The following is a 24,396-nucleotide window of genomic DNA, read 5'->3' as shown; positions in this document are numbered from 1 at the left end:
CGGTCCCCAAGCCCGCCACCGGCGGATCCGCTCACGCGGACGCACCCATCCACAGAAGGGATACGCATGGCCACGCAGACCCAGGCCCCCGTCCAGCCAGGTTCCGAGAACAAGCTCTACATCCTCCAGCAGGGCATCGTCGAGGACGCGCCGGGCGGAGTCCCCGCCCACCTGAGCTTCGGCATCCTCAGCACCGTGCCCGACCCGGTCAACCCCGGAGACATCACCTTCACCCTGAAGGCTCCCACCGGCTTCGTGTTCACCGGATGGCTGTCCTGGGCCTACCACGACGTCAACACGCTGCAGGCGAAAGGCAACCTGGAAACCACCCAGGGCACCGTCGGTGACGGGGGTCGCACCCTGACCTTCACCCACAACCCGTACCTGTCCACCAACCAGGAGTGCATCGGCTACGGCGCCCAGGTGACCGCCGTCGACGGCGCGACGCCGGGCCGCTACACCGACGGCCAGCTCAAGGTGGGCGCCGCCAACCCGATCAAGCTCAAGGGCCGCGTCCTCGACCCCGACGAGGACTGACCCGCGACGAACCGGTCCGTCGGTGGTTCCAGCGGCTCGCCCCGGAGCCACCGACGGGTCACGCGGAAGAGAAAGGCCGGAGAATGCACGGAGCAGGAAACAGTCCGCCGGGCCGAACCAGGGGCACCGCCTTGTCGGTGCTGCGGCCGCGGCGGGGAGAACGAAGCACGTGGGTCCTCGGGGCGACGGCCGCGGCGATGCTGCTGACGGCGTCACTGCCCGCGCACGCCGCCACGGCACCGGCACAACCCGCTGCGGCGGCGCAGTCCACGGCGGCGCGCGACCCGGAATGCATCCAGCCGGGGAACGCGCGGCTCGACCCCCGCTTCTACTGGCGGAACGTGTTCGGCGCCCGGCTGGGCGAGGGCGTGATTCACGAGTCGTCGTCACCGAACCCGTTCGGCGGACGGATCGCACCGGGGTCGACCTTCACGTTCAGGTGGCGCCCGGACACCACCCGCAATCCCGTCGGAGCCCAGTACCACGTCCACCGGGTCAACCTGGCCTCCGTCATGGCGGTGGCCCATGTGGAATCGGTGACCGGGCCGGGCACCTTGTCCGGCACGACGCTGAGCGCCCAGGAGACACCCCCGGGCAAACTGGGGGACACCGTGGTGAGGTTCCGGATCAGGCCGGGCACGGAGGGACGGACGGCCACCCTCTCCTCGGCCGACCACAGCCTGACCACGAGGTGGCTGTTCGCCAACATCAACAACATCTGGGAGAACACCGGAAGCATCTCCTTCACGGTTGCCAGCCGCGCCGCTCTCGGCTGCGAATCGTCCTCGGGCATCGGATGACAGGACGATGAGGTGACGCGTCGGCCGGCGTGGACACATGCCGGCCGTCCGTCGCCACCTGGTGGTCACCACTTGATGGCGTTCACCGTGCTGTTGTGGGCGTCGGCGGCCCGGACGGTGAACTGCACGTTGGCGGCTCGGTCGTAGAAGGTCTGGCCGGGCTGCCACGTGGCCATGTCCAGCGTGCCGCACCCTGCCGGTGGCGCCGCGGCGTTGGGATGGGGCACCACCCGGATCGGTCCCTGGCCGTTCGCGACGGAGGTGTCGACCTTGTAGATGACAACGCCGGAGGAGCAGGCTCCAAAGTCGTTGTGGGCCTTCCTGCGGGCCTCGGCGACGTAGGCGGTGGTGGCGCCGGTTCTGACCACCAGCAGCTTGGTACCGCCGACGTACTCCACACCCTTCAACGTGGCGGTGTTCTGGGTCCTGTTCTGCCACACGCACACGGTCTGGTCGTCCCTCGTCCAGCCGAACTTCCAGGAGAGCCAGCCGAAGTACTGCGGTGCGGCTCCGGCCACGTGGCCCATCACGTCCCAGCCGCCGACGTACCGGTGCTGATCACCGCTGAAGGCGTACAGGTCCGGCGCTCCGAAGACATGAGCGGTCTCGTGGGCGGCCACCTTGTGACCCCAGTGCCACATGTCGGTGCCGAACGTCACCGCCCAACGAATCGTCGTGCCCTTGATGAGGATCGGCTGGGTGGGCGTCCAGTACCACGTGTGGGAGCCGCTGACCCGGGAGTGGGCGGTGGAGACGATGTAGAACAGGTCATACCTGGCCAGGTCGGCGCCGGCGTCGGCCGCTGTGCGCAGTGCGTCGGTCACGTACCGGGTGTGCTGCTGGTACGTGGGGCTGGAGGTGCCGTAGGCGTCGGAGGCCGACGGCATGCGGACCCAGCGGTTCACGACCGGCCGCATGCTCAGCCCGGTCTTGCCGTACGAGGCGTTCCAGACCCAGTCGGCGGCCGGGGACAGCAGGTTGTAGTAGTCCGCGACGTCGCCGGCGCCGGCCACGTCGGGGAAGTCCACGTAGACCACACCGACGTTCTTGACCCCCAGGGGATCCAGGAACTGGGTGTAGTCGGTGTTCTGGCCCTCGTTGACCGTGGTCCCCTGCCCCTGCAGCGCACACGGCGAGGTGCTCCCGTTGACGGCGTGGGCACGCTGGGCGGGGACGGAGGCCGTGGTCAGTGCGAGCAGCACCGCGAGGACCCACAGGGCCGGTAAGGGGAGCGGCTGTCGCGTCCGGGGGAGTCGGAAGCGCGGGAGGTTCCGGCATCCCCCTGGCAACCGCGGCACATCGTCCGTCCCGACCTCCGCCGGATTCCGATCAGGCAATACGCGCGTCTCACTCATGGGACGACCATCGCGCCCACAGCGATACAGGCCGGGGCAATAGGGTCAAACTCGCCCCATGGAGTGGAGCGGAAGGCGCCCCGGCGCAAGACTGCCCTTGGAATCGACCCGCCGCAATGGGCAGGCCCTGAGGACACAGGACTGGCGCCCTCGTCGAGCTGACGAGGGCGCCGCGTCGGGGTGGCGACGCTCTACGACAGCCCCGCCGAGTCAGACGTGTGAGGGCTGTCGTCCGGGGTCACTTGAGGGGTTCCAGCTCCGCCATGACCAGCGCTTCGACCTGTCCCTTGAACTGCCAGGCCGGGTCGCCTGCTGCCGCCTGCTTCCTTGGCCGCAGATTGGCCTTGAGCACGACCTGCCCCGAGTCGTGGCCGTTCCTCTCGAAGTGCAGGTTGATCTCCTGGCCGCCGATCTCGAAGTCTTCCACGGCTCCGTTGTACAGAACCTCGAACTTGAACGACCGGAGCGCCACGTCCACGACGCGGTTGTCCTCTTCGTCCCGGCGAATCTTGTGCCCAAAACTGACCGGCTCTTTCGCTTCGAACGAATCCGAACACGAAGTCTGTGGAATGTTGATCTTGATTACTCTGAATGCGATTGCCATGCGGTGTACCTCCTGTCCGAGCGGCGGGAGCGCCGCTCGATCGAAGAACTCCAATGCGAGGCAAAGCCGTCCATTGGAGTGCAGGTGCCCGGGACTGCCCGGGATGGAAACGCTGGACGCCGGGGGCGGCTCGGGCCGGGGCGTCGTGCAGGCAGGCGCCCTGCACCGAACCCGCCAGCCGCGTACATACATAGCCTCTGCTGCCGTGGCGGTATGCCGTCATTCCCCCGTTTGGAACGCCGGATCGATTCGACATCACTTGTTCGAGTGGATTCGAAGCGCACGGGAGCGTAGGAAGGTCAGCGCGGAATTTTCGAGCCGTTGAACTCGTCCGCGAATTCACGGTCGTATGTCACCCCCCGGACCCGCCGGGGTGGCGCGGCCGGGTTGTCCGGAGACGAGCCTGATTCGCCGAGAAGGGTCCGGACGGCCTGGTCTTCGTCGGGGAGAAGGGAGCGGGGACGGCTTCCGCTTCTACGCAAGAACCCCCGGGTCGCTGACCTGGGGGTTCCGCGTGGAACGGGTGACGAGAATCGAACTTTCTGGCACGCGTCTGGCACCAGTCATTCGCCGTCGCACCTTTCCAAGACGAGGCTTGCGGAGCCCTCCTCGAGTCCGTTGTGCTCCTCCAGGTGGAGGTGAGCGCCATCCGGTGTGCCGTCCTGGGCGAGTGTGAGGAGATGGCCGGCCAGGGTCTTCAGCCCGGCGGCGTTGGCTTCGATGACGATCTCTCGGCCGAGGTTCCGGACCTCGATGCGTGCGTCTTCCTCCCAGGTGAAGACTCTGGTGGTTCCGTCGGTCACCGCACTCACCTCAGTGGTCATCGACGGTGCGGCGCTAGGTTCAGGGGCCATACCCAAGCATCGCGTACTCAGGGACCGTCAGGCACCGAGGGCGCACGCTGTATCGGTCCTGGCCTCAACACCGCCACCCGCTTTCAGCCGCCCGCGATGGTGGTCTGCTTCTTCTGCATCGGGTGCTCGTCGGCGTACCGCACCAGGTCGAGGAAGCGGGAGTCACCGACAGCCGCGAGCAGTTCCTCGCTGGTGACGGGGGCGGAGGCCTTGGCGTTCACGTCCGGTTCGATGGAGACGTAGACATCGCTGCGTCCGTAGCGGAAGCGGACGTCGGTGGACATGGTCTCGGACGAGCCGGTGATCACGCGGAGCGACGTGGCCTTGATGCCGCCCGGCAGCGTGGCCTGCTTACAGCTTCCGCCCTTGGCGGCCAGAGCAGCGGAGGGGCAGTGCTTCGAGTCCGGACCGTCGCCGGAGGGCCGTACGGAGAAGATGATGGTGAACACCTTCCCGTCTGTGATTTCGCCCTGGTAGCGCGACACGTCGAGGTCGACCGGCCGGACTGGGCCGACAGCGTCCGGCAGCAGTTCGTCGAGGAGGACAGCCGCCTGTTGCTGGAACTGCGCTCGCCGTTTCCGCTCGGTGGGGGGCAGGTTGGCCATGGCCCGTTCGTCGTCGCTCGTGGGGTCGATGTGGATCGGCGTGCGGTAGGGCTCCGGCTGGACCGACTGGTGTGGCGAGGGTGTGCTGCTCGTGGCAGGACGGACTGTCCTGTCGGCGTCGCCCCCGGCGGTAAGTGTCAGGGAGCCGAAGAGCACGGCCCCGGCCACGCAGGTGATCCCGGCGGCGGTCGTGAGACGGGCACGCGCCTTGCGGCGCCGGCCCTGGGTGACTGCGGCGGGAACCAGGTCGTGTGGCGCGGGCAGTTCCGCCACTGCACTGTCCATCGCGTCCCTGACCAGCAGGGCGCTGCGGCGGTCTTCCTCGGTGATGTTGTCGCTCATGACGGTTCCTCAGCTCCCCGTGGCGTAGATGTGGGCCTCGCCCAGTTGGGCGCGCAGCTTTGCCAGGGAGCGTGAACACTGGCTCTTGACCGTGGATTCGCTGCACTTCAAGAGCTCGGCGACGGACTCGACGCTCTGGTCCTCCCAGTACCGCAGCACGACCATGGCTCGCGCCCTGGGCGGCAACCCAGCGAGTGCCGACATCAGCGTCACGCGCAGATCGGTGTGGTCGGGCGCGGACCGGGTGTCGGGGCGGGAGTGCGCCAGCAGGTCCCGCAGGCGCCGCCGCCGCTCGGCCAGGTAGGTGCGGGTCAGCACGGTCCTGGCGTAGGCCTCGATGTGGTCGGCGGCACTGGCCCTCCGCCAGTGCTGGAACAGCTTGGCGAGCGTGGTCTGCGTCAGGTCCCGGGCCGTGTCCGGGTCCCCGCACAGCAGGTACGCGGTCCTGTACAACCGTCTCTGGCTCGCCTGGGCGAAGGCCTCGAAGCTCTCGGGCGCCTGGGATCCCTGCGACGCTTCGGAGCCTCGGCCGTTCTCCGGCATCTGCTCTCCTCTCCCGACCCCGTCAAGGGGCCGTGTCCTGTCACCCTCTTCAGAGCGCTGCCGCACAGTAAAGGTTGAAACCGATTTTTCGCCCTGGTCCATGTGCGGTCTGTTCACCTATGGGATACCTGGCGTGCTGCACCTAACTTTGATCATTTACGTGCTCGCGCGCTTGCAGATCATCGATCCCACAAGTCTGGCCTCGACGCCGTCAGCGCTACGGGTGGTCAGTGCGGCCCCGCAGCTGACCCGTGCCCCGCGCTTCGTGAACAACCCACAGGCCGTGCAGAGGGCCTTGGACATCTACAACGGGACCTATCCGTCATGACCTTGGTGTTCTGCGACAAGGTCACGGTGCTGGGTGACGTGTCCGTGTCCCTGGACATCCATGTCCAGGAGTCCGTGCAACCGCAGCCCAGCGAGCGCGACCTGGCGTCCGCCTCCGCCCGGGCGGCAGACACCGTGGTTCTCTTCCCCGCCGAAGAAGCGCCGCCGAGTGCGTACTGGCCGGCCAGGGAAGAGGGTCTGGTCACGCGAGCGCGCCTGTACGGCTCCGACGACGGACCTCGTTACACGATCGACCGGGTGGAGGATCCCGTCGGCCGACTGCCGCATGTCACGGTGGCCCGGATTCCGGAAGTGGTCCGCGAACTGAAGATCGCAACGCCACTCGCCGACACCTTCGCCGCGCACCTGCGACGCATGCACCCGGACGAGGCCGGCACCTTGGGATCGCCGGCTCGGACGGCGCGTGGTCGTCTCGGTGCCTGGGAAAAGCTCGTCGGCCAGATGGACGCCGCGTGGGCGCCTTCCGGTTGGTATCCCCCAGACCTCTATGGTGAACGCCTCGAAGTGCGAGACGAGCTGGAGCAGGTTCGCACGCAACTCCCGCAGGACCTCGCTGCCTTGATCCGGGACTCTCTCGGGTCCCTGGACGCCCTCTTCGCCGAGCTGACGGTCGACGACACCGGCGGTCTGCTCCGCAAGGAACTGCTTCCGGCGGAGGGCACCGCCTCGTCCCACGGATGGTGGTGGAACCGCCGCCCGGAACCCCTGCCCTGGTGATACGCCGGACCGATGCCACCGGCTGCAGTTCAGCCCGGCCGCGGGGACCGTAGGTGACGAACAAGCCCCGCATGTTGTTGTACGACTCGCGATGTCGGCCGAACGAGTGCAGTCTGGAATTAAGGGGTGCCTCACGGCGCAGCGCGAGGTGAGGCGCGGACACAGCGGAACGCCGGCGTCATTCCGCCGGGATCGCGGATGCTACGTGCATAGGTCTGATGTCTTGATTGCCTGAAGACGAATGTGCATGCCGACGGCTGCCCGACGGCCGCAGTGACCGCGCAAGGTCATCAGTGCGGAGACGCTTTCAACAACCGTGGCGGAGCGCCTTACAGCTCTGTCTCGCGCAGGATGCGGCGCTCCTTATGGGCCTTCTCAAAGAGAAGTGAATGCCGAAGCGGTGCCCATCGAGTTGAGCCCAAGATCCGAGAGGTTGGGCGGGTCATGACGAAAAGTCGACGCGGGCGGGTAGCTCGTGGAGCGGCCATTCTGAGCGCCGCACTGATCAGCGGCGTCTTTGGGCTCACCGGCCCTTCTCAGGCGCAGACCGGATCCCAGTTCACCGATGCCGAGCGCAATGCCGTTCTCGCCCGGCACAATCAGGAGCGCCATGCGGTCGGCGTGCCACCTTTGGTGTGGAGTAACCAACTCGCCGCCGATGCGCAGGCCTGGGCCAATCTCGGAACGGGGACGCACAGCGATCCCAAGCAGGGGCAGAGGCCCGCCGACCAGGGCGAAAGCCTGTACGAGGCCTGGGGAACCCCCACTCCCCCCCGTGACTCCATAGCCCGTGACGCGGCGGCTTCGTGGGCCAACGAGAAGCAGTACTACGACGCCGACCCCAACAAGAAGATCGATCTGGCCCATGCGGTCAACGACCAGAATCCGGCGAAAAGGACCAACGTATTCAGGTGGGGCCATTACACGCAGATGGTGTGGTCGTCCACCAGGGAGATCGGCTGTGGGATAAAGCAGGGTGCGCCCAAGCCCAACGGATGGTTTGTGGTGTGCCGTTACCGCTCCGCAGGCAACATCGAGGGACAGACGCCCTATCCGCCCGGACAAGCATCGCCCCCTACAAAGCGAACGGCAGCGGTGGTCGGTGAGGATGTGGACGTTTACAACGTCAAGAATGAGCCGGACGGTGCCGGGCGGGTGATCGGCATCCTGCGCGTCGGCCAACAAGTCGAGCTCGTGGGGAGCTGTGAGCCGGAATCCTGGTGCCAGGTCGCCGGACGCAACGTCCCCGGTGGGAACGGCTGGGTCTGGGGGCACCTGCAGTTCGGGCAAGCCTCGCCACCTACGGGGCGAACGGCAACGGTGGTCGGTGAGGATGTGGACGTTTACAACGTCAAGAATGAGCCGGACGGTGCCGGGCGGGTGATCGGCATCCTGCGCGTCGGCCAACAAGTCGAGCTCGTGCGAAGTTGTGAGCCGGAATCCTGGTGCCAGGTCGCCGGACGCAACGTCCCCGGTGGCAACGGCTGGGTTTGGGGGCACCTGCGGTTCTGAAGATGGGCGGAGTGAAGAAGCCCACGGCTCTGATCGGATCGGATGCCGTGGGCTTCTGTCCTTGTCGGTCGGCGTCGGGTGGCCTCGCACGGCCCAGAGACAATGAAGGACCGCTACCCCACACGCTCTCGACCCGTTCCGGCGCCACGCTCAAGGACACGATGGTCCGCGCCGGCCAGTCGTCGGAGATGGCCGCGCTGATCTACCGGCACTCCGGTGAGGAGCGGCAGCGGGACGTGGCGGCCGGGCGCGCACCACAAGGAGAAGCCCACCGGCAGCCGGCCGCGTCCTTGTGGTGCGGATGTGGTGCGCAGCCCGCGCACGGGGCCCCACAACAAAGAACCCCCGGGCCTCTGACCTGGGGGTTTCGCATGGAGCGGGTGACGAGAATCGAACTCGCGCTCTCAGCTTGGGAAGCTGATGTTCTACCATTAAACTACACCCGCGTAAGTACGGACTTGTCCCCGAGGGGTTGGTGTCCGGACGGTGCTCACTCTACATCATCGCGGGCCCCCGGTGTTCGGATCCCGGAGGTGTGCGGGCCTTTCGGTGGGGGTATCCGGCTGCGGGCGGCCGGAGTTGGGGCGTACCGTGGAGGCCTCGGGGAGGGCCGGAGTGCCGCGTGGAGAGTCGTCTCTTTGATCCCGTAATGTGGCTTTTGCCGTCCGGGTAGCAACGCCGGACGCGGCTCTTGGGGAAGGGACTTGAGGGACTTGATGGAACGCACCGTCGTCCGATGCGCGGACGGGCACGTCTTCAGCACCGCTTCGTTCCCGATGCAGAAGGCCGAGCGGCTCGGCCCCGGCCGGCTGGTGCGGTGCCCGCGCTGTGCCCGGCTCCGTAGTGCCGTGCCGGTCGTGCTGGAGAAGCGGTGACCAGCGGCGGGCACCGGCTGTAGCCGGGCCGTCACAGCGGGCGCGCGGAGTTGTCGTGATTGCCACGGCTCCGCGCGCCTTGCGTATCCTCGCTACGTGCTTCTCTCAGACAAGGACATCCGGGCCGAGATCGACGCCGGGCGGGTACGGATCGATCCCTATGACGAAACCATGGTGCAGCCGTCGAGCATCGACGTGCGGCTGGACCGGTACTTCCGGGTGTTCGAGAACCACCGGTACCCGCACATCGACCCCTCCGTCGAGCAGGCCGATCTGACCCGGCTCGTCGAGCCCGAGGGCGATGAGCCGTTCATCCTGCACCCCGGGGAGTTCGTGCTCGCCTCCACCTACGAGGTGATCACGCTCCCCGACGACCTCGCCTCCCGTCTGGAGGGCAAGAGTTCGCTGGGGCGGCTCGGGCTGGTCACGCACTCCACCGCCGGGTTCATCGACCCGGGGTTCAGCGGGCACGTCACCCTGGAGCTGTCCAACCTGGCCACGCTCCCGATCAAGCTGTGGCCGGGGATGAAGATCGGCCAGCTGTGCATGTTCCGGCTGACCTCGCCCGCCGAGCACCCGTACGGCAGCGAGCGGTACGGCTCCCGGTACCAGGGGCAGCGCGGGCCGACCGCCTCCCGGTCCTTCCTCAATTTCCATCGGACCCAGGTGTGAGGGCGACGACAGCATGAGCAGCGCAGACGTGCGGGAGAACCTGACCTACGAGCGGTTCGGGACCGCCATCCGCGAGCTGGCGCAGACGATCGCCGACGACGGGTACGAGCCGGACATCGTGCTGAGCATCGCCCGGGGCGGGGTCTTCGTCGCGGGCGGGCTCGCCTACGCCCTGGACTGCAAGAACATCCACCTGGTCAACGTGGAGTTCTACACCGGTGTGGGGACCACCCTCGAAATGCCGGTCATGCTCGCACCCGTCCCGAACGTGATCGACTTCTCCGACAAGAAGGTGCTGATCACCGACGACGTCGCCGACACCGGCAAGACGCTCAAGCTGGTGCGCGACTTCTGCCTCGACACCGTGGCCGAGGTGCGCTCCGCGGTGGTCTACGAGAAGTCCCACTCCCTCGTGAAGTGCGAGTACGTGTGGAAGCGGACCGACGACTGGATCAACTTCCCGTGGAGCGTCGAGCCGCCGGTGGTGAAGCGGGCGGGGCAGGTGCTGGACGCCTGAGAAGCGCCGGCCACACACGTAAGGGCCCCCGGCTGCCGTGCCGGGGGCCCTTTCCGTGTGCGCCGGGAGATCAGAACGTGCCGAGCTTCACGATCGACAGCAGGGCGATCAGCTGGATCGCCGAGGCGCCCAGGGCCTTCGGCCAGGGCAGGTCGTGGGAGCGGGAGACCATGAGGGTCAGCAGGGCGCCCGCGCCGATCCAGGTGGCCCAGCCGAGGAGCTGGACGAAGCCGGCGTCGCCGCCGAAGAACATGGCGACGACCAGGCGGGGCGCGTCCGTGAGGGCCGTGATCAGCATGGACAGGCCCACCGTGGGCTGCCAGGCGCCGTCACCGCCGAGCTGGCGGGCCAGGGTGTGGGTGACGACGCCCAGGACGAACAGGCCGAGCACCATCACGACGGCCGTGACCAGCACGATCGGCACCGCGTTGGACAGCGTCGCGGTGATCGCGTCCTGGCGGGCGCCGTCGAAGCCGAAGACCGCGAGCAGGCCGTAGAGAAAGGTCACGATGAGGGCGGGCGCCCACATCGTGTAGTCCCGCATGCGCAGGAAGGTCTCGTTCGGGGACAGGACGATCCCCTTGAGCAGTTCCTTCCAGTGCAGGGGCGGCCCGAGCGGCGCGGCGGGCGCGGCGGCGGCGCCGGCGTGGTAGGTCGAGCCCTGGGTGTAGCCGGCGGCCTCGTCGATGGAGAAGGCCTGGGTGTGGCCCGGGTTGTTGGCCGCGTACGGGTCGTGCCCGCCGTGCCCGGGGCCCGGGTAGCCGCCGTCGCCGAAGTACTCCGGTCCGTCGTCGCCGGGTCCCGGGTGCCCGTACGACTGTCCCTGCTGCGGGTACGGCGGCTGCGGCGCCGACGGGTAGCCGTACGAGGGGCCCGGGGCGCCCGAGGGGCCCGGCCGGCCGTACGGCGGCTGGCCGTACGACGGGCCTCCGGGCTGAGCCGGGCCGCGCCCGCGCCCGTACGACGGTCCGTGCTGCGCCTGCTGTCCTTGGGGGGTGCGGTTGTCCCGGCCCCCGCGTCCGATCCTGAATCCAGCCACGTCATCGAACGTACCTGGTCCCGCGGGCCGATGTGCCGGGCCCGGTGGTCCGGGCCCGGCTTTGCTGCCGACCTGTGACATCCCCTAAGGGACCGTCAGCACCGGCCTCGGGGTTCGCCGGGGGTTCCCGGGCGCTCAGTCGGCGAAGACCGCCCCGAGCTGCGGTCTGCCCGAGGCCGAGACGCCCACGGTGTCCACGCCGAAGGCGCGCGAGCCGGACGTGGTGATCTTCTTGCCGTTGGACGGCAGGTAGGTGATCGCGCCGTCGCCGCCGTTCTCGTACGAGCCGATCACCAGGTCGGCCGGGCCGCTCGCCTGTACGGCGGCGCGGCCGGCGGTCAGGAGACCTGCGGGGATGGGCAAGGTTGTACGCGCGTTCGGTGTGTTCCTGGAGCCGCTGTGCCGGCTGTGCCGGCTGTGCCTGCGTGGGCGCCGGGGTGTCGCGCGGGGGTTCCTCCGCCGGCCGGACGGGCGAGCGGGGGAGCCCCCGCCGGGTCATCTGCCGGCCGCCTCCCACAGGGTCACCGCCAGGGCCGTGCACGAGACGACCGCGGCCAGCGACGGCAGGGGCCAGCGTGTGCGCTCCAGGGCGTCGAGGCGGTCCTCGTGGTCGCCGAGGGTCTTGTCGGTCTGGTCGGCGCGCTGCAGGAGGAGCGCCAGGTCACCGCGGGTGGTGGCGAAGCCGACGTCCACCGAGCGGCGCAGGCGCTCCAGCTCCAGGGCGACCCCCTCGCCCGGGTGGCCCGTCACGGCGACTCCTCCTTGCGCAGCCATCGCGGCAGGGCCTTCTCCACGGCGGGCGCCGACATCAGCCGGCTGACCGCCGTCGCCACGGTCACCAGCGCGCCGAAGGCGGGCAGGTCGGCCAGCCGGGGGTCGTCGGCCAGCAGCGGGAGTGCCGCCGCGACCGCCAGCAGGGTCTGGAACGCCGTACGGACGGTCCTGCGGGTCGAGTCCGTCATGTCAGCCGGCTCCGTTCTCGTCGCTCTCGTACATGTGTGTCGTCGGCTTCCTCACACCCGGGGCACGCGCAGCTTCATCCAGCTCGTGCGGCCCGGGATGCCGTCCGCGTCGGCGCCGGAGTAGCCGAGCTTGCGCTGCCAGGCCGCGTACGAGCGGCGGTCCGCCTCCGTCCAGTCGGGGCCCGGCCCCTGGACGTAGCGGCCGCAGCCCTCGGCCACCAGGCGCCGGCCCATCGCGGTGATCACGGCGCTGTGGCGGCCGGCGACGAAGAACGCCGGCCCGGGGAACGGCTCGTACGGGTCCGTACCGGTGTCCGTGCCGAGCCGCCCGGCGATCCTGGCGCGCATCGACGGCATGGAGAAGCTGGGATCGATCTTGCGGGTCGTCCACTCCTTGTGGCCGATCACGCGGTCGGCGCCCCAGCCGTGCGCCCGGCAGATCGCCGCCGCGATCCTCTCCACGGCCGACAGCTGGACCTCGGGGTAGGGGTCGCGTCCGTTGCCCCAGTTCTCGATCTCGAAGCCGTAGAAGTGGGCGTTGCCGTCGACGGCGTCCGGGCCCGGCCGGGCCGGGAGGGCGGTGCCGGTGCGGACGGCGTCGTAGACGGCCTGGGAGCCGCGGCCCGCGTGGTTGGTGCGGCCGTAGCCGACCAGGTGGGCCGTGCCGTCCTTGGCGATGACCGCGATGCACAGCGGGCCCGGCAGGTCGGGGCGGCCGGTACGGCAGATGTCGACGCTGCCCGCGCCGACCGTGTGGTGCAGCATGACGCCCGCCATCGGGCCCCAGGCGCCGATGGCGTTGCGGTTGTGGGTGGACCAGGTGCCGTGTTCGGCGGTCCGGACGCCCTCGGCGCGCAGCGCGGCGCGGAAGGCGGAGGCGGGCAGGGGTGTCGCCATGGGAGTCCCTTTCGTGGGGCGGGAACGCCGGAGCCCCGGCGGCCGTGACGGGCACGGCGCACCGGGGCTCCGGGGTGTTCGGTACGGCGGGTGTTCGGTACGGCGGATCTTCGGTACGGCAGGTCAGAGGACGGGGTCCACGCGGATGAACCGGTTGTCGAAGGCGACCGTGTTGGTGCCCGAGGAGGGCACGGAGGACCAGTACGTCGGGGTGGCCGAGTACGCCGTGCCCGGGGTGAGACCGGTGACGACGAACTGGCTCGACGCGGAGACGCGGTCGGTGTTGTAGACCGAGCAGGCGCGGTCGATGGAGGACGCCAGGAACACCGAGTTGTCCGAGACCTTCTTCACGGTGGCGCCCATGAACCCGGACGCGGCCGTGGAGCAGTTGATCCAGGCGCCCACCGTGATGATCACCTTGCCGCTGGGCGGGGCGGTGAACGCGCCCACCAGCGGGTCGCCGGTCGCGCCGGACAGGGTCTCGGCCGGAGTGGTCGAGGTGGTCGTACCGGCGTCGTTGTTGTAGAGGAACACCGGCGTCGCCGCCACCGGCAGCCAGGCGGTGCCGGTGTAGTACGTCAGCTGGCCGGGGCTGGAGAGCCAGGCGACCATGCCGGCGGCCGGGGTGGTGACGGCCGCGTCGCGGGCGGTGGCGTTCGCGTAGCGCAGGATGGTCCGGGCGTCGACCGTCTCGGCGAGGCTCTGCAGGTGCTGGGGCAGGTTCGCCGGGTCGGTGGGCTGGGGGTAGGGGATGCCGCTGAGCGGGGTGTAGGCGGTCATGCGGGGCTCGGCTCCTCACTGAGGTCGGGGTCGGACGGGTCGCCGTCCGGCGGTGGGGCGGGTACGGCCGGGGCGGGGCCCGGCTGCGCTTCGGCGACCACGGCGTCCTCGTCGGTCTCCGGTGGCGCGGGCGGCTCCTCGGGCGGCAGCTGGGTGACGGTGACCTCGATGGGCGTCATGATCACGACCGGGTCGCCGGGGGTGTCGTCCGGGACGGGCGGCGGCTGGTCCACGGTGGTCTCAGACACGTGCTCCCTCCTTGACCGCGGACCAGGTCAGACCGGACGCGGTGAGATCCGACAGCTTCGGGTAGGCGGCCGTGACCGCCCCGTACGTCACCGAGCGCACCGGCGCCGAGCTGCTCGGTGCGTCCGGGGTCAGCCCCGAGTCGGCCGGCAGGGCGCCCGGCTCGACCCCGCGCAGGGTCAGGGTCTGCTGGACGCCGCCGTCCGCGGTGGCGGCGGTGCGGATGCCGACGACCCAGGCGAGGGTGTCGAGGGCGGCACCGGTGCCGTCGACGACGCGGACGACGTCCCCGAGCTGGATGCGCGGGTCGTACAGCACGTCGACGTCACCGATGACCGGCACGGGCAGCACTCCCGCGGTGCGCATGGCCTTCGCCAGGGCCGCGGCGGAGGCGGCGTCCTGCATCCAGTCGGTGCTGTCGGCGGTGTACTCCTGGCGGCCGTAGTACTTCTCGCTGGCGACGCCGTTCGGGTCGTTCGCCGGGTCGTCCAGCATGGCGACGGCCACCCGGTCGACGGGGTCGGACTTCGGCTTGAGCGTGACCAGGACGAGGGACGGCTTTCCGTCGGTGGTGACGGTGTAGAGCGTCCGGGTGTCGCGGTTGGTGTACCGGACGACCAGGTATCCGTCCTCCCGGCGGATGAGCATGTCCACCATGCCCTTGACGGCGGTGCCGCCCGTCGGCGCCGTGCCGAAGCGGACGTTGCTGCCGCCGGTGACGCCGGAGTCGTCGTCGGTGGTGGGCGGGCTGATGTCGTACTCGTCGTTCGACAACAGGTACTTGACCGTGGTCGTCGAGCGGGCCGGCAGGGTGCGGATCACGCTGTCCTGGGTCCGCACGCCCGTGTCCGCCCCGGCGTTCCGCCAGTCCCGGTACGGCTGGACGCAGTAGTTGCGGCACGCGTCGATCTCCTCGGTGGCGGTCAGCGAGGCGATCTCCCGGGTGCTGGTGAGGGTGAGGTCGGGGGCGGTGGGCCGGGTGGCGAACCGGGTGTGGTTGCGCCACCGGAACAGGCCCCGCTCGTCGATCTCGGCCGTGGACATGCTGGCCTTGGCGATCTGCGAGAGCACCTCCCACTGGGAGCCGCTGACCCGGGGCAGCGCGTACAACGGCAGGACCACGTCGTCCAGTTCGACGCTCTTCGTCCAGGCCCAGGCGCCGGCGTGCGAGAACTCGGTGGCCGTCGGGATCGCCGGCATCCCGCTGGTGACCTGCAGGCACTCGGTGGGCAGGTCGGTGAAGAGGGACACCTGGTACAGCTCGGAGGCGTACTGCAGGGCTTCCGGGTTGGTGAAGGTCGCCTCGCCGCCGATGAGCTGGGAGCCGTCCGGCGCGGTGAGCCGGGGCTGCACGGTCGGGTGGACGCTGGTGGTGCCGTTCGTGGTGTCGACCCAGAAGCCGAGGTGCCAGGCGCCCCGCTGGTTGAGCGCGGGCCAGGTCCACTCGAAGTACCAGACGGAGTCGAGGTCGTTGGAGACGATGCGCACCCAGCGCTCCGCGAAGTTCACGATGAGCTTCAGGAAGCCGACGTCCGTGCCGTTGCGGTTCAGGTCCAGCTGGAGGACGACCTTGTCGCCGTTGCCGATCCCGTCGTCGCCGCTGTCGCTGTCGTAGCGGACGGAGTTGTCGACCCAGACCTCGGCGAACAGCTTGCTGCCGGGGACGGTGACCCGGCTGCGCGGGAACCAGGTCGCCCGCAGCTGGGGCTGCTTGGGCACGAGCGCCATCTCGTGCGGCGCCCCCTCCCGGCTGAAGGTGTACGTCGCCGGGTCGGGCAGGACCTCCGGCTGACCGTAGGGGGTGCTGAACCCGCCGTGCAGGGTGGCGTACACCAGGGTCAGCGGCTTGCCGTCGGCGAAGTCCGGGTAGCGGGGCGGCGGGCAGGCGTACATGCCGCCCTGGCGCAGCAGTTCGGAGACGCACCAGGTGGCCGAGGAGACGGGCCGGTTCCAGTAGAAACCGGCGTACGGCTTCGGCAGCCAGGCCGGGCCGCGCAGCCGCTCCGCCCCGTCGAGCGCGGTGACCTGGACGGCGTCGCCGCCGGAGGCGGCGGAGCGGGAACGGACCGTGCCGCGGAACGCGGGCAGCGTGGCGCCGCCGACCCCGCCTTCGTGGACCACGGACTGTCCGGGCCGCACGACGTCGCCGGTGGCCCGGGCGGCCCACGGCGAGTACAGCTCCGGGGCCGTCCGCCCGCCCGCGCCGGACAGCTGCAGCTGCAACTGGGCGGCGGAGGAGCCGGAGAAGGCGCGCATCGCGGCCGGCAGGTCGGTGGCGTACGACCGCTCCAGCTGCCAGGACTGCACCTGTGCGGAGACGTCCTTGCCGCCGAGCCGGGTGCGGTGCCGGGTGGTCCGCTCGCCGGCGGACAGGGCGGCGGCCGTGGTGTCGTCAGCCGGCTGCACCGGACACCTCCACGAGGTCGAGGCCGATGCTGCGGTAGGGCAGCGGACGGCCCGGGGTGTCGCTGTAGCCGGTGACCGACATCGGTGGCAGGCCGTCACCGGGGACCCCGGACTCCGCCACCGCGCCGTACGTGAAGCAGGCACCGGCGAGCGCGTAGGTGCCGGCGGTGCCCGGCTTGGCGGTGGGGGTGGCGTACACCGCGCCCGCCGGGACGGTGCCGGTGACGTAGGGACCCGTGGCCGTCGCGGAGGCGAGCCAGCTTCCGTCGGCCTTCTTGAAGTCGATGCCCACGCTCAGCGTGCCGAGCGCGGCCAGGGCGGCGGGCGCGCGGAAGGACACCTGGAGGCCGGGCGAGACGGGGAAGTTGCCGAAGGTGCTCGTGTGGCGCCAGCCCAGGGCGCTGTTGGCGTCGGCGGCGGTGAAGACGAAGGTGCCGGGCGCGGTGGCGCTCTCGGCGACCGTGCCGGTCGCGGAGGTCTTGAACCACTGGGCGAGGCCGGTGATGTCCGTCGCGCCGGCGGCGCCGGTACCGGCGGCCTGGGACGCGCTCAGCACGTTCCCGGCTGCGGGGTCGACGACGTACACCGGGCCGGGGCCGTCGACGCGGCGGGCGATGCGGTCCAGGGCGCGCGCGTGCGCCGGGGCGAGCAGGTCCCAGGACAGCTTCAGCCGGCGGACGGGGGACTGGTTGCGGGTGACGGTGACCCGGCCGCCGAGCGACTTGAACTCGGTGACGCCGAGGTCCGCGCTGCGGTCGAAGGACTTGGCGGCCTGGTCGATCTCGGTCATCGCCCCGGGCGGGCCGATCCAGAGATTTCCCATGAGGACTCCTGAGGGCATGAGGGCGTGCAGGCATGAGGGCGTGCGGGCATGCGGGCGTGATGCGTGCGGGCATGCGGGCATGCGGGCATGAAAAAAGGCCGACGGGCGTGAGCCGTCGACCGGAGGCGTACTTCTGCGAGGCGGCGCTACCGCCGGGACAGCTGCCGCTGTCCGAGGAACACGGCGCGGGCGATCTCCTGCGAGTCGACCTGGACGACGACGGGCCGGTCGGCCAGCCGTTCCACCGCGGCGGCGAGGGTGCGCAGACCGCCGCCGTGCCCGAGCATCCGCTCCAGCTTGGACAGCGGGATGACGGCCTCGTTCTCGCCGGCCTCGCCGAGCAGGGCGAGCGTGCCGCCGGGGCGGGCCTGGACGACACCACCGGTGGCCAGGTGCGGGACCGGCACGTGCAGGCGGGGGAAGCCGAAGGAGCGGCCACCGAACTTCGGCACCCAGTCCGGGATGCTGATGTGGATGCCGGCGAGCGCGCCGAGCAGGCCGTTCAGCGCGTTGGCGAGGCCGGTCATCGGGGCGAGCATCGCGTTGCCGAGGCCGCGCAGCAGGGGGCCGGCGTTGTGCACCAGGCCGCCCACCGCGGAGCCGATGGCCTTCATGGCGTACGAGACGCCCTTCTGCAGCAGCTTGGTGATCTTGTCCATGTTGACGAACTGCGCGATGAGCGGCGTCAGCAGGGTCATCACCAGGCCGAAGGGGTTGGCGGCCATCGCCAGGTTCAGCCCCTTCTGCGCCAGCGAGGCGCCCTTGAGCCCCTTGCCGAGGCCGCCCATGGACTTCCCGCCCCGGTCGGCGTTCTTCGCGGCCTTGCCGACGGACTTCTCCACTGCGTCCGACTGCTTCTTGACGTTCTTCAACTCACCGTGGGCCCCCTTGGCGGCGGCCTTGAGCTTGTCGAAGGAGGACTTGAGCTTGTCGGTACCGGTACGCGCCTTGCCGAGCCCGCCGTCGGCGTCCCGCGAGGCCGACTTCACCTTGTCGAGCCCGCCACCGCCCTGGGTCGCGGCGGTCTTGAGCTTGCCGAGGGAGGTGTGGGTACTGGCCAGACTGCCGCGCATCTTGCTCAGCCCACTGTCGCTGTTGTTCGCCGCGGTCCTGATCTGGCCGAAGGAGCGTGAAACGTTCTCGGCGTACCCCTTCACCCTGTTCATCGAAGCGCCCGCACGCGTCAGTGTGCCGGCGAGAACACCCAGTCTGGTGTCCACCTCCGCTACGGCTTGCTTCAGGTTCATCGTGTTCCCCAATCCACTTGTCGAGCTACATCAGATACCGGCGAGAGCCTGAGTGAGATTGCGTATAGAGTTCCGGACCTGATTGAATTCCTGCTTCTTGTTTCCGGTGCCAGGAATCGAGGACTGGCCCATCGTGCGCAGTGATGTCCTGAGTTCATGAATGTCGCGATTCGCCTTGTCGGCAGATCCCTGTGCGGCCTTGATGTCGCCCTCGTGAGATTTTTCGAGGAACAGTGAATGCAAGCGCTGTTCCAGTTCCACCTGCTTCCGGCGAGCCTTTTCCTTGTCTGCCTCTGCGATCCGACTCCACGTCACCTTCTGCATGCCGCGGAAAGTGACACCCTTCTCGTCGACCTTCCACAGGCTGTAGTCGATCTTCAGGATCTGTGCCGAAACGGCGGCTACGGAGACTGCCAACTTGAGCCCGTCAAGATCTGCCTTCAAGCCGGGCACGGCGTCACTGAACCGTTTGACTTCCTTCTTGAGTACTCCGATTTCGTTGAGTAGATGTACGACATCCACTGCCATGGCAAACTCCTTCACTGCTGTTGTCGCTTACTTACCTGTGTTGTAGCCTGTGCGCCATGAGTCGTGAGGGTGAGTCTTCGAGGCAGAGTCAATTACGCGACATGAAAGGGCGCCTGGCCGTTCTTTCTGCTTCCCGGCGAGCAGGCGTGCGACGAAAGTCGGCGCGAGTCGTACTCGCGTTTCCGGCGGGCAAGCGATATTTCCTGGAAAATCGAATGGCGGCCGACATCGTACGTAGGGCGGCCTTGCTGGCATCGTTCCTTTCCGAGACGTCGGATGCAGACGTGTGGATCTACACCTCGCGTGCGTATCAGTTGCCGCAACTGCGTCCCTCCGATGCCGCTGAGTGGATCGAGGACTGGGCGGTTCTATCGAAGGATCCTCTGTTCACCGAGGACGCAGTGCCGAGGAACCGGCTGGCGGGCTACATGCGCCAGCACGGCCTGGACGGTGAAGGAAGCGACGAGGATGTGGCTCTCGCAGTCAAAGACCTGGCTGGGAGGATTCCGGAGGACGGGACGCCCACTCTGGTGCTGTTCTTCCTGTGGGCCGCGCAATCAGACGGGCCGGAGTTGGCCGACCGGTTGCGCGAAGAGGCGGACCGTAACGTCTTCTGGCTCTTTCTCGGCGAGTACAGCGCGCAGGACTCCGTCCAAGAAGTTCTCCGGCGACTGCGCACGGAAGCGCCCGACATCGCGAACGTCCATCTCTACAATGGGTGGGACGAACTCGCCGACACGCCAGACTACTTCTTCGCCAAAGGCGTGTTGAAGCCCTTCAGCCGCTGGTACCGAAGTGGGCGAAGACCGCGGTGACGGATGTCCTCAAGGGCGGCCTCACATCTCGGTCGGGGACCCGGCGAGGCGGTCCACGACCATCGAGGGGTGGGGGTATGAAAGAAGCGGTCGGAGGGGGGCGTTGGGGGTGGCTGAACGTCCTGGGGGTCGGTGTGTTCTTCGCTGCCGTACCCGCGGCTGCTGCGTTGCTGTACGAACTGGGACAACGAGGGCCATGCGGTGGCCGGTTACAGGCGGAGTGCGACCTTGACACCAGCAACCTGATCATTGCCGTCGTCCTGAGCTGCGTCCTGGTGCTGGGGCTGAGCCAGTGGATCCTGCTCGGTTATCACCTCGCCTTTCGCAGACGTGTCCCGGCCAGACAGCTCCTCGCCACTTATCTCTCGGTCTTCGGGGTCGCCCTGTGCGTGGGAATCGCGGTCACCCGGGAGTCGGCCGCCCCGGCCGTGGCGTTCACGGTGATCGCCCTTGGGATCGCGGGCGGGGAAACCGTGCGCCTCGTACGACTGCCGGGCCGCCGCAATCCGCGGCTGCTGCTGCGGGCGGCCGATGTCCCGGCCGGCACCGACAAACGCCAGCAGAACGCCACACCGTGGACGGGCCCGCTGACCGCCTACGAGTTCAGGTACTACCTTGCGATGGCGGCCGGGTTCCTGGCAGGCGCAGTGGTCGTCGGACTGCTGCTCGGCACTTGATGCGAAGGGCGTCCGGCGTGGGTGGTCAGAAGAGCTCTTTCTCCGGATACCGGTCGCGCATCGTGCCGGTGCCCGATGAACTGCGCGAGCGGGCTGTCGTAGTGGAGGCGTGGGGGTGGCTCGGCAGCGCCGGCGGGTTCGAGGTCGTCGGGGTGACCCGGCCGCGTGGGCGCTACACCGAGAAGCGTGCCGGCGAGTCCGGGGGGATGCGCGAGAAGGCGCACATCCTTCTGGAGCCGGGGGAGTGCGAGGAGGTGCGCATCATTCGCGGTACCCATATGTCGGGCCGCTGGAAGGTGCGGTTCCTGGATGCGATGTCCGTGGAGGCCATGCCGTCGAAGGTCCGCGGCGGTGCTTCACGGTTCTTCCGGTGCCCGGCACCCGGAACGCGGATCGCCGCGCAGTTCGGTGACGCCGGGGGGCGGCTGGGTGTCTACGACGAGCGAGGGCGGTGCATTCGTGTTCTGGCGGGACGCGGTCATCGCTTCGACGACGTCGTCACCGTGCCGGATGTGAAGGGTCTGCTCGCGGTGGAAGGTCCGGAGCTGAAATGGGGGCCGTTGACGAAGTGGTCCCTGGAGGTCGTGAGCTGACTCGCCGAGGTGCGGGCGCATAAGGGTGCGGGCGCACAAGGGGGCGGTATGGGCGGGCCGGCGATTCCTGTTGCCGTGATTGCGGGGTTTGTACTCTTCTTCTCGTGGGGGATCCATTGGCGGGGGCGTGCCTTGCGGAGGCGCGGGATTCGCACCCGGGCGAGATGTGTGGGGACCCGGAACGAGAACGGCCGGACCGAGTTGCTGGTGCAGTTCTCCGTCGAGGGAGGGTCCAAGCGGGTCGCAGTGGGTCCGTTCAAGTGGCCTCCGGCCTCGGTTGGTGGCACCGTGGAGGTGATCTACGACCCGCAGGATCTGAGCAACGTCCTGATGCCCGACGAGATCGGGACCGGCCGCGTCGCACTCCTGCTCACCATCGGCTCCAGCCTGCTTCTCCTCTTCTGCGTGCTGGCGATCGTCATCACGTTCGCTACATGGTGATGACGACCGCGACGTTGTACTCCGTACCGCGCCGGAACGGCGTCCATGCTGCCGGTGTGCGTCGCGGCGCGGAATCAGTTCCCGGGCGGAGTGTGTCGTGCGCAACTGCCTGTTGACGGCGCATCAGGTAATGTCCATCCGCCCGATCAGGCAGGTGGGCGTGCCGTTCCCGGCCGGGGGCGGCGAGGGGGCGGGCCGGCCTTCGTGGTGCGGTCGATCGTGAGGGCGACCTGGGGTGGACGCGAGCGGAGACCGCCGCCAGGAGGCCGAGCTGGCCGAGATCCTGGCGGCACTGCGGCGACTGGTCAAGGAGTTCGGCGACGGGGGCGACGCCGTGTACACGGAATCCGAGGTCGAACGCAGGGAGTTCGCCGCGTACGCCCATGGCTGGAAAGATGCGCTCACCTCCCTGCCCGTGCAGCTCCGCCGGCCTGAACTGACCTTGCTGGAGGGCGGAGAGGTCATTCCGTTCCCGGAGCGGCAGGGCGTGCCGGAGGACGAGGGCACACGTGGCGACGGCCCGGCTGACGGCGGTACGGTCCCGGCCCGGCAGCGCCCCCGGTTCGCGCAGAAGAGTCCCCGGTCGAAGGCGCCGACCATACCGAAGGTGGAACGCGGAAGGTCCCGGCGGAAGGACCGCCGGGACTTCTTCGATCACTGAGCGCTCAGGACGGGTCGTCCGAGGGGTGCGGACGCGCGGTCGGCGGGCCCGACGGATGCGCGTGCGGACCGGGCGACCATGACGCCGGCGGCTGCGGCACCGGCGGCTGCGGTACCGGTGGCTCCGGGGCCGGTGCCGGTGCCGGAGGCGACTGCGGGAACGGCAGGACCTTCGCGCCGTCCGCCGTCCGGGCCGCGGGATCCGTGCCCTCCGCCCGCCGCGCCTCGTGTTCGCCCCGGTCGCGCCAGCCCTGCCCGTACGCCCGGAACTCCCGCCGTTCGATCTCGGACCGCGTGGTGACCACGAGATCGGGAGGGAGGGGGCGCCCCCGCAGGCGTTCGGCCAGCGTGCGCCGCAGCTCGCCCGTGGCCTCGACGTAGTCGATCCCGCCCGGCACCGCGCCCTCGTTCTTCGTCACTCGGCCCCATCCCTCCGCACCGCTCTCCCCGTGATCGAACGCATGAGCGATTACCCATCGAGAATACCCGACACCCTTCTGAAGCCGGTCGGAAAACAGGGGGGTGCTTCAGGCCACCTCGTAGGTGCCGCCGATCCGGATGACGTTGCCGCTCGCGAACGCCGTACCGAACACACCTCCGCTGCCGATCTGCCCGATCCCGGAAGCGGACGCCGAGGTGGGACCCCACAGCGTGTACGACGTCGCGCCCGTCGACGCGACCGGCTGGGCGGTGAGGACCGCACGGTTGCCAGGCACGGTCGCCATGCCGTGGAACTGGGGCAGGCCACCCAGCGCCCCGGCCGTGACCGGGAGGCCGAAGCCGTAGTAGCCGCTGCCGTACGCGGTCGTCGAGCCGAAGGTGACCAGCGTGGTGAAGTGGCACACCTTGCCCACCACCGCGTACTTGCCGGTCAGCGTGCCGTTCCCGATCGCGGGGGCGGTCGTGGTCGCCGTCCAGGCGGGGGTGTACGTGTTCCACGCGCCGAGCGCGATCCACGCCGAGCCCGTGTAGTAGCTGAGCGTGCCGGGCGTGGTCAGCCAGGCGACCATGCCGGCCGCCGGGGTGGTGACCGCCGCGTCCCGGTCGGCGGCGGTGGCGTACCGCAGGATCGTGCGGCCGTCGATGCCCTCGGCCAGGGACTGCAGGTGCAGCGGCAGGTTCGCGGGATCGGTGGGCTGGGGATAGGGGAGGGCGTTGAGCGGGGTGTAACTCGTCATGGGTCATCGCTCCCTGCGTACGACAAGGGGAACCGGGCGGGATTACGAGAAGAACTGGGCCAGTTCGGTCGCCGTGGGGTTGCGGGCCGGTGGCGGCTCCGGGGCACCGGACGGCGGTTCGGCGGCGTCCGCGCCGGTCGTCCGCTCGGCCGTGCCCGGCCGCGGTACCGGCTTCGGGTACTCCAGTGGCTCCGCGTCCTCGTCCCGGTTGACCGTCGCGAACATCCAGTTGGCCTCGGCGAGTTGGTCGACCACGGCGGCGAGGAGGTAGTCGGTGACCGACCAGTCGGCCGCCTCGCCGTGCAGCTCCCGCAGCGTCGCGCTGTCCTGCGGCAGGTGCCTGACCAGCACCGCGAGCCGGCGCGAGGAGAGCCGTCCGCGGTGCCAGTCCAGCAGGTCCACGCCGTAGTGGCGGAGCAGGTCCGCTTCCAGGGCCTCGGCGTGCTCGTCGACCAGCTCGCCGAGGCTCAGCCTTCCCCCAGGCCGAGCCCGGTCTCCTTGCCGTACGCCTCCATGATCGCGGCGATGTCCTGCATGGTGATGTCGTGCCGGTCGAAGCGGGCGTACTGGGCGTCGCCGAGCAGCACGCGCAGCAGCCCGTCCACGTCGTTGTCGTCCAGCCGGCGCAGGGCGTGGGCGGTCTTGCGGGTCAGCTCGGTGGGGAGCGTGAAGGTGTCGCCGTCGATGGTGAACGACCAGCTGCGGCCGAGCGCCTCCAGGCGCTGGGCCCGGGCGGCGCTGACGTCGAAGCCTGCCATGGATCAACTCCGTTCATGAGGAGAAGCGGGTGGTGCGGGCGGGCCGGGACGCGGGGAGGTGCGTC

General features: G+C 69.4%; 32 protein-coding genes, 1 tRNA gene and 1 pseudogene. 13 read left to right on the top strand and 21 right to left on the bottom strand.

The window, feature by feature from the left end; genetic code table 11:
* The first annotated feature begins 66 nt into the window (after positions 1-66).
* Positions 67-537: a hypothetical protein gene (locus ABZ923_RS10980; protein WP_361469628.1), complete on the top strand. Its 471-nt coding sequence runs from the start codon at positions 67-69 to the stop codon at positions 535-537.
* A gap of 197 nt (positions 538-734) precedes the next feature.
* The gene (locus ABZ923_RS10975) at positions 735-1,337 is read left to right on the top strand and encodes a hypothetical protein (RefSeq protein ID WP_361469626.1); all 603 of its coding nucleotides are present in this window, start codon (positions 735-737) and stop codon (positions 1,335-1,337) included.
* 65 nt (positions 1,338-1,402) lie between these two features.
* Here the strand turns inward: ABZ923_RS10975 and ABZ923_RS10970 are convergent, their stop codons facing one another.
* The 5 genes from ABZ923_RS10970 to ABZ923_RS10950 all read right to left on the bottom strand — a co-directional run bounded on the left by ABZ923_RS10970 (position 1,403) and on the right by ABZ923_RS10950 (position 5,640).
* Positions 1,403-2,539: a peptidase M6 gene (locus ABZ923_RS10970; RefSeq protein ID WP_361469623.1), complete on the bottom strand. Its 1,137-nt coding sequence runs from the start codon at positions 2,537-2,539 to the stop codon at positions 1,403-1,405.
* Between the two features lie 391 nt (positions 2,540-2,930).
* The gene (locus tag ABZ923_RS10965) at positions 2,931-3,296 is read right to left on the bottom strand and encodes a hypothetical protein (RefSeq protein WP_361469621.1); all 366 of its coding nucleotides are present in this window, start codon (positions 3,294-3,296) and stop codon (positions 2,931-2,933) included.
* 563 nt (positions 3,297-3,859) lie between these two features.
* Entirely contained in the window at positions 3,860-4,099 is a 240-nt protein-coding gene (locus ABZ923_RS10960; protein WP_361469618.1) for a hypothetical protein, read from the bottom strand.
* 134 nt (positions 4,100-4,233) lie between these two features.
* Positions 4,234-5,097, bottom strand: a complete 864-nt coding sequence (locus tag ABZ923_RS10955; RefSeq protein ID WP_361469615.1) for a hypothetical protein — start codon at positions 5,095-5,097, stop codon at positions 4,234-4,236.
* Between the two features lie 9 nt (positions 5,098-5,106).
* Positions 5,107-5,640, bottom strand: a complete 534-nt coding sequence (locus ABZ923_RS10950; RefSeq protein ID WP_361469613.1) for a SigE family RNA polymerase sigma factor — start codon at positions 5,638-5,640, stop codon at positions 5,107-5,109.
* 324 nt (positions 5,641-5,964) lie between these two features.
* Here ABZ923_RS10950 and ABZ923_RS10945 point away from each other — a divergent pair, with 324 nt between their 5' ends.
* The 3 genes and pseudogenes from ABZ923_RS10945 to ABZ923_RS10935 form a co-directional block, all read left to right on the top strand.
* A complete protein-coding gene (locus ABZ923_RS10945; RefSeq protein ID WP_361469610.1) occupies positions 5,965-6,705 on the top strand; it encodes a hypothetical protein in 741 nt (246 codons plus the stop codon).
* Between the two features lie 444 nt (positions 6,706-7,149).
* On the top strand, positions 7,150-8,217 hold the full coding sequence (locus tag ABZ923_RS10940; RefSeq protein WP_361469608.1) for a CAP domain-containing protein: 1,068 nt from the start codon (positions 7,150-7,152) through the stop codon (positions 8,215-8,217).
* 119 nt (positions 8,218-8,336) lie between these two features.
* A pseudogene (locus ABZ923_RS10935) lies at positions 8,337-8,465 on the top strand (site-specific integrase); the annotation flags it as partial.
* A 124-nt stretch (positions 8,466-8,589) separates the two neighbouring features.
* Here ABZ923_RS10935 and ABZ923_RS10930 read toward each other — a convergent pair.
* A tRNA-Gly gene (locus ABZ923_RS10930) sits at positions 8,590-8,663 on the bottom strand.
* A 270-nt stretch (positions 8,664-8,933) separates the two neighbouring features.
* On the opposite strand from ABZ923_RS10930, the gene ABZ923_RS10925 reads away from it, so the two are divergent.
* From ABZ923_RS10925 to ABZ923_RS10915, 3 genes are all read left to right on the top strand, one after another.
* Positions 8,934-9,092, top strand: coding sequence for a hypothetical protein (locus tag ABZ923_RS10925; RefSeq protein WP_361469605.1), 159 nt, complete (start codon positions 8,934-8,936; stop codon positions 9,090-9,092).
* 96 nt (positions 9,093-9,188) lie between these two features.
* Positions 9,189-9,764: a dCTP deaminase gene (gene dcd / locus ABZ923_RS10920; RefSeq protein ID WP_189295289.1), complete on the top strand. Its 576-nt coding sequence runs from the start codon at positions 9,189-9,191 to the stop codon at positions 9,762-9,764.
* Positions 9,765-9,777: 13 nt separating this feature from the next.
* Positions 9,778-10,281, top strand: a complete 504-nt coding sequence (locus tag ABZ923_RS10915; protein ID WP_181797374.1) for a phosphoribosyltransferase — start codon at positions 9,778-9,780, stop codon at positions 10,279-10,281.
* 70 nt (positions 10,282-10,351) lie between these two features.
* On the opposite strand, the gene ABZ923_RS10910 is transcribed toward ABZ923_RS10915, so the two are convergent.
* The 11 genes from ABZ923_RS10910 to ABZ923_RS10860 all read right to left on the bottom strand — a co-directional run bounded on the left by ABZ923_RS10910 (position 10,352) and on the right by ABZ923_RS10860 (position 19,209).
* Positions 10,352-11,401 carry a YIP1 family protein gene (locus ABZ923_RS10910; RefSeq protein WP_361469602.1) on the bottom strand — a complete coding sequence of 350 codons (1,050 nt, stop codon included), beginning with the start codon at positions 11,399-11,401 and terminating at the stop codon, positions 10,352-10,354.
* 54 nt (positions 11,402-11,455) lie between these two features.
* Positions 11,456-11,683, bottom strand: coding sequence for a hypothetical protein (locus ABZ923_RS10905; RefSeq protein ID WP_361469599.1), 228 nt, complete (start codon positions 11,681-11,683; stop codon positions 11,456-11,458).
* A 132-nt stretch (positions 11,684-11,815) separates the two neighbouring features.
* A complete protein-coding gene (locus ABZ923_RS10900; RefSeq protein WP_030342341.1) occupies positions 11,816-12,070 on the bottom strand; it encodes a hypothetical protein in 255 nt (84 codons plus the stop codon).
* Entirely contained in the window at positions 12,067-12,282 is a 216-nt protein-coding gene (locus tag ABZ923_RS10895; RefSeq protein ID WP_361469596.1) for a hypothetical protein, read from the bottom strand. The genes ABZ923_RS10900 and ABZ923_RS10895 overlap by 4 nt, the downstream gene beginning before the upstream one ends.
* Positions 12,283-12,333: 51 nt before the next feature.
* Positions 12,334-13,179 (bottom strand): peptidoglycan-binding protein, encoded by an 846-nt coding sequence (locus ABZ923_RS10890; protein ID WP_361469593.1) that lies wholly within the window; start codon positions 13,177-13,179, stop codon positions 12,334-12,336.
* Between the two features lie 123 nt (positions 13,180-13,302).
* Positions 13,303-13,959, bottom strand: coding sequence for a hypothetical protein (locus ABZ923_RS10885; protein WP_361469591.1), 657 nt, complete (start codon positions 13,957-13,959; stop codon positions 13,303-13,305).
* Positions 13,956-14,207, bottom strand: coding sequence for a hypothetical protein (locus tag ABZ923_RS10880; RefSeq protein WP_361469588.1), 252 nt, complete (start codon positions 14,205-14,207; stop codon positions 13,956-13,958). The genes ABZ923_RS10885 and ABZ923_RS10880 overlap by 4 nt, the downstream gene beginning before the upstream one ends.
* Positions 14,200-16,611, bottom strand: a complete 2,412-nt coding sequence (locus ABZ923_RS10875) for a hypothetical protein (RefSeq protein ID WP_361469586.1) — start codon at positions 16,609-16,611, stop codon at positions 14,200-14,202. Before ABZ923_RS10875 ends, ABZ923_RS10880 begins: the two co-directional genes overlap by 8 nt.
* Positions 16,598-17,434 (bottom strand): hypothetical protein, encoded by an 837-nt coding sequence (locus ABZ923_RS10870; RefSeq protein ID WP_361469583.1) that lies wholly within the window; start codon positions 17,432-17,434, stop codon positions 16,598-16,600. Before ABZ923_RS10870 ends, ABZ923_RS10875 begins: the two co-directional genes overlap by 14 nt.
* 146 nt (positions 17,435-17,580) lie before the next feature.
* The gene (locus ABZ923_RS10865) at positions 17,581-18,600 is read right to left on the bottom strand and encodes a hypothetical protein (protein WP_361469580.1); all 1,020 of its coding nucleotides are present in this window, start codon (positions 18,598-18,600) and stop codon (positions 17,581-17,583) included.
* A 111-nt stretch (positions 18,601-18,711) separates the two neighbouring features.
* Positions 18,712-19,209 carry a hypothetical protein gene (locus ABZ923_RS10860; protein WP_361469577.1) on the bottom strand — a complete coding sequence of 166 codons (498 nt, stop codon included), beginning with the start codon at positions 19,207-19,209 and terminating at the stop codon, positions 18,712-18,714.
* Between the two features lie 56 nt (positions 19,210-19,265).
* Here ABZ923_RS10860 and ABZ923_RS10855 point away from each other — a divergent pair, with 56 nt between their 5' ends.
* The 5 genes from ABZ923_RS10855 (at position 19,266) to ABZ923_RS10835 (ending at position 22,396) form a co-directional block, all read left to right on the top strand.
* Positions 19,266-20,024, top strand: coding sequence for a VWA domain-containing protein (locus tag ABZ923_RS10855; protein WP_361469574.1), 759 nt, complete (start codon positions 19,266-19,268; stop codon positions 20,022-20,024).
* A 77-nt stretch (positions 20,025-20,101) separates the two neighbouring features.
* The gene (locus ABZ923_RS10850) at positions 20,102-20,701 is read left to right on the top strand and encodes a hypothetical protein (RefSeq protein ID WP_361469572.1); all 600 of its coding nucleotides are present in this window, start codon (positions 20,102-20,104) and stop codon (positions 20,699-20,701) included.
* Between the two features lie 17 nt (positions 20,702-20,718).
* Complete coding sequence (locus ABZ923_RS10845; RefSeq protein ID WP_361469570.1) at positions 20,719-21,294, top strand: hypothetical protein; 576 nt, start codon at positions 20,719-20,721, stop codon at positions 21,292-21,294.
* A gap of 48 nt (positions 21,295-21,342) precedes the next feature.
* Positions 21,343-21,735 carry a DUF3592 domain-containing protein gene (locus tag ABZ923_RS10840; RefSeq protein ID WP_361469568.1) on the top strand — a complete coding sequence of 131 codons (393 nt, stop codon included), beginning with the start codon at positions 21,343-21,345 and terminating at the stop codon, positions 21,733-21,735.
* A gap of 235 nt (positions 21,736-21,970) precedes the next feature.
* Positions 21,971-22,396 carry a hypothetical protein gene (locus ABZ923_RS10835; protein ID WP_361469565.1) on the top strand — a complete coding sequence of 142 codons (426 nt, stop codon included), beginning with the start codon at positions 21,971-21,973 and terminating at the stop codon, positions 22,394-22,396.
* Between the two features lie 4 nt (positions 22,397-22,400).
* Here the strand turns inward: ABZ923_RS10835 and ABZ923_RS10830 are convergent, their stop codons facing one another.
* The 4 genes from ABZ923_RS10830 to ABZ923_RS10815 all read right to left on the bottom strand — a co-directional run bounded on the left by ABZ923_RS10830 (position 22,401) and on the right by ABZ923_RS10815 (position 24,331).
* Entirely contained in the window at positions 22,401-22,814 is a 414-nt protein-coding gene (locus ABZ923_RS10830; protein ID WP_361469564.1) for a hypothetical protein, read from the bottom strand.
* Between the two features lie 108 nt (positions 22,815-22,922).
* Positions 22,923-23,573 (bottom strand): hypothetical protein, encoded by a 651-nt coding sequence (locus tag ABZ923_RS10825; protein WP_361469561.1) that lies wholly within the window; start codon positions 23,571-23,573, stop codon positions 22,923-22,925.
* A 42-nt stretch (positions 23,574-23,615) separates the two neighbouring features.
* On the bottom strand, positions 23,616-23,975 hold the full coding sequence (locus ABZ923_RS10820; RefSeq protein WP_361469559.1) for a hypothetical protein: 360 nt from the start codon (positions 23,973-23,975) through the stop codon (positions 23,616-23,618).
* Between the two features lie 65 nt (positions 23,976-24,040).
* Positions 24,041-24,331, bottom strand: a complete 291-nt coding sequence (locus ABZ923_RS10815; RefSeq protein ID WP_030342363.1) for a hypothetical protein — start codon at positions 24,329-24,331, stop codon at positions 24,041-24,043.
* Between the last annotated feature and the right edge of the window lie 65 nt (positions 24,332-24,396).

Origin of the sequence: Streptomyces sp. NPDC046881 (assembly GCF_040645015.1) — a bacterium.
Taxonomy (GTDB): domain Bacteria; phylum Actinomycetota; class Actinomycetes; order Streptomycetales; family Streptomycetaceae; genus Streptomyces.
Note: the sequence above shows the minus strand (reverse complement) of the source record. Positions and strands in the feature narration are given on the sequence as shown.

Bases quoted from the DNA above. Each gene is read 5' to 3' on its own strand.
- ABZ923_RS10850 (WP_361469572.1), top strand. From the start codon at position 20,102: ATGAAAGAAGCGGTCGGAGGGGGGCGTTGGGGGTGGCTGAACGTCCTG.
- ABZ923_RS10925 (WP_361469605.1), top strand. From the start codon at position 8,934: ATGGAACGCACCGTCGTCCGATGCGCGGACGGGCACGTCTTCAGCACC.
- ABZ923_RS10840 (WP_361469568.1), top strand. From the start codon at position 21,343: ATGGGCGGGCCGGCGATTCCTGTTGCCGTGATTGCGGGGTTTGTACTC.
- ABZ923_RS10975 (WP_361469626.1), top strand. From the start codon at position 735: ATGCTGCTGACGGCGTCACTGCCCGCGCACGCCGCCACGGCACCGGCA.
- ABZ923_RS10855 (WP_361469574.1), top strand. From the start codon at position 19,266: ATGAGTCGTGAGGGTGAGTCTTCGAGGCAGAGTCAATTACGCGACATG.
- ABZ923_RS10895 (WP_361469596.1), bottom strand. From the start codon at position 12,282: ATGACGGACTCGACCCGCAGGACCGTCCGTACGGCGTTCCAGACCCTG.
- ABZ923_RS10860 (WP_361469577.1), bottom strand. From the start codon at position 19,209: ATGGCAGTGGATGTCGTACATCTACTCAACGAAATCGGAGTACTCAAG.
- ABZ923_RS10980 (WP_361469628.1), top strand. From the start codon at position 67: ATGGCCACGCAGACCCAGGCCCCCGTCCAGCCAGGTTCCGAGAACAAG.
- ABZ923_RS10910 (WP_361469602.1), bottom strand. From the start codon at position 11,401: ATGTCACAGGTCGGCAGCAAAGCCGGGCCCGGACCACCGGGCCCGGCA.
- ABZ923_RS10945 (WP_361469610.1), top strand. From the start codon at position 5,965: ATGACCTTGGTGTTCTGCGACAAGGTCACGGTGCTGGGTGACGTGTCC.
- ABZ923_RS10955 (WP_361469615.1), bottom strand. From the start codon at position 5,097: ATGAGCGACAACATCACCGAGGAAGACCGCCGCAGCGCCCTGCTGGTC.
- ABZ923_RS10890 (WP_361469593.1), bottom strand. From the start codon at position 13,179: ATGGCGACACCCCTGCCCGCCTCCGCCTTCCGCGCCGCGCTGCGCGCC.
- ABZ923_RS10815 (WP_030342363.1), bottom strand. From the start codon at position 24,331: ATGGCAGGCTTCGACGTCAGCGCCGCCCGGGCCCAGCGCCTGGAGGCG.
- ABZ923_RS10950 (WP_361469613.1), bottom strand. From the start codon at position 5,640: ATGCCGGAGAACGGCCGAGGCTCCGAAGCGTCGCAGGGATCCCAGGCG.
- ABZ923_RS10825 (WP_361469561.1), bottom strand. From the start codon at position 23,573: ATGACGAGTTACACCCCGCTCAACGCCCTCCCCTATCCCCAGCCCACC.
- ABZ923_RS10865 (WP_361469580.1), bottom strand. From the start codon at position 18,600: ATGAACAGGGTGAAGGGGTACGCCGAGAACGTTTCACGCTCCTTCGGC.
- ABZ923_RS10870 (WP_361469583.1), bottom strand. From the start codon at position 17,434: ATGGGAAATCTCTGGATCGGCCCGCCCGGGGCGATGACCGAGATCGAC.
- ABZ923_RS10940 (WP_361469608.1), top strand. From the start codon at position 7,150: ATGACGAAAAGTCGACGCGGGCGGGTAGCTCGTGGAGCGGCCATTCTG.
- ABZ923_RS10915 (WP_181797374.1), top strand. From the start codon at position 9,778: ATGAGCAGCGCAGACGTGCGGGAGAACCTGACCTACGAGCGGTTCGGG.
- ABZ923_RS10885 (WP_361469591.1), bottom strand. From the start codon at position 13,959: ATGACCGCCTACACCCCGCTCAGCGGCATCCCCTACCCCCAGCCCACC.
- ABZ923_RS10965 (WP_361469621.1), bottom strand. From the start codon at position 3,296: ATGGCAATCGCATTCAGAGTAATCAAGATCAACATTCCACAGACTTCG.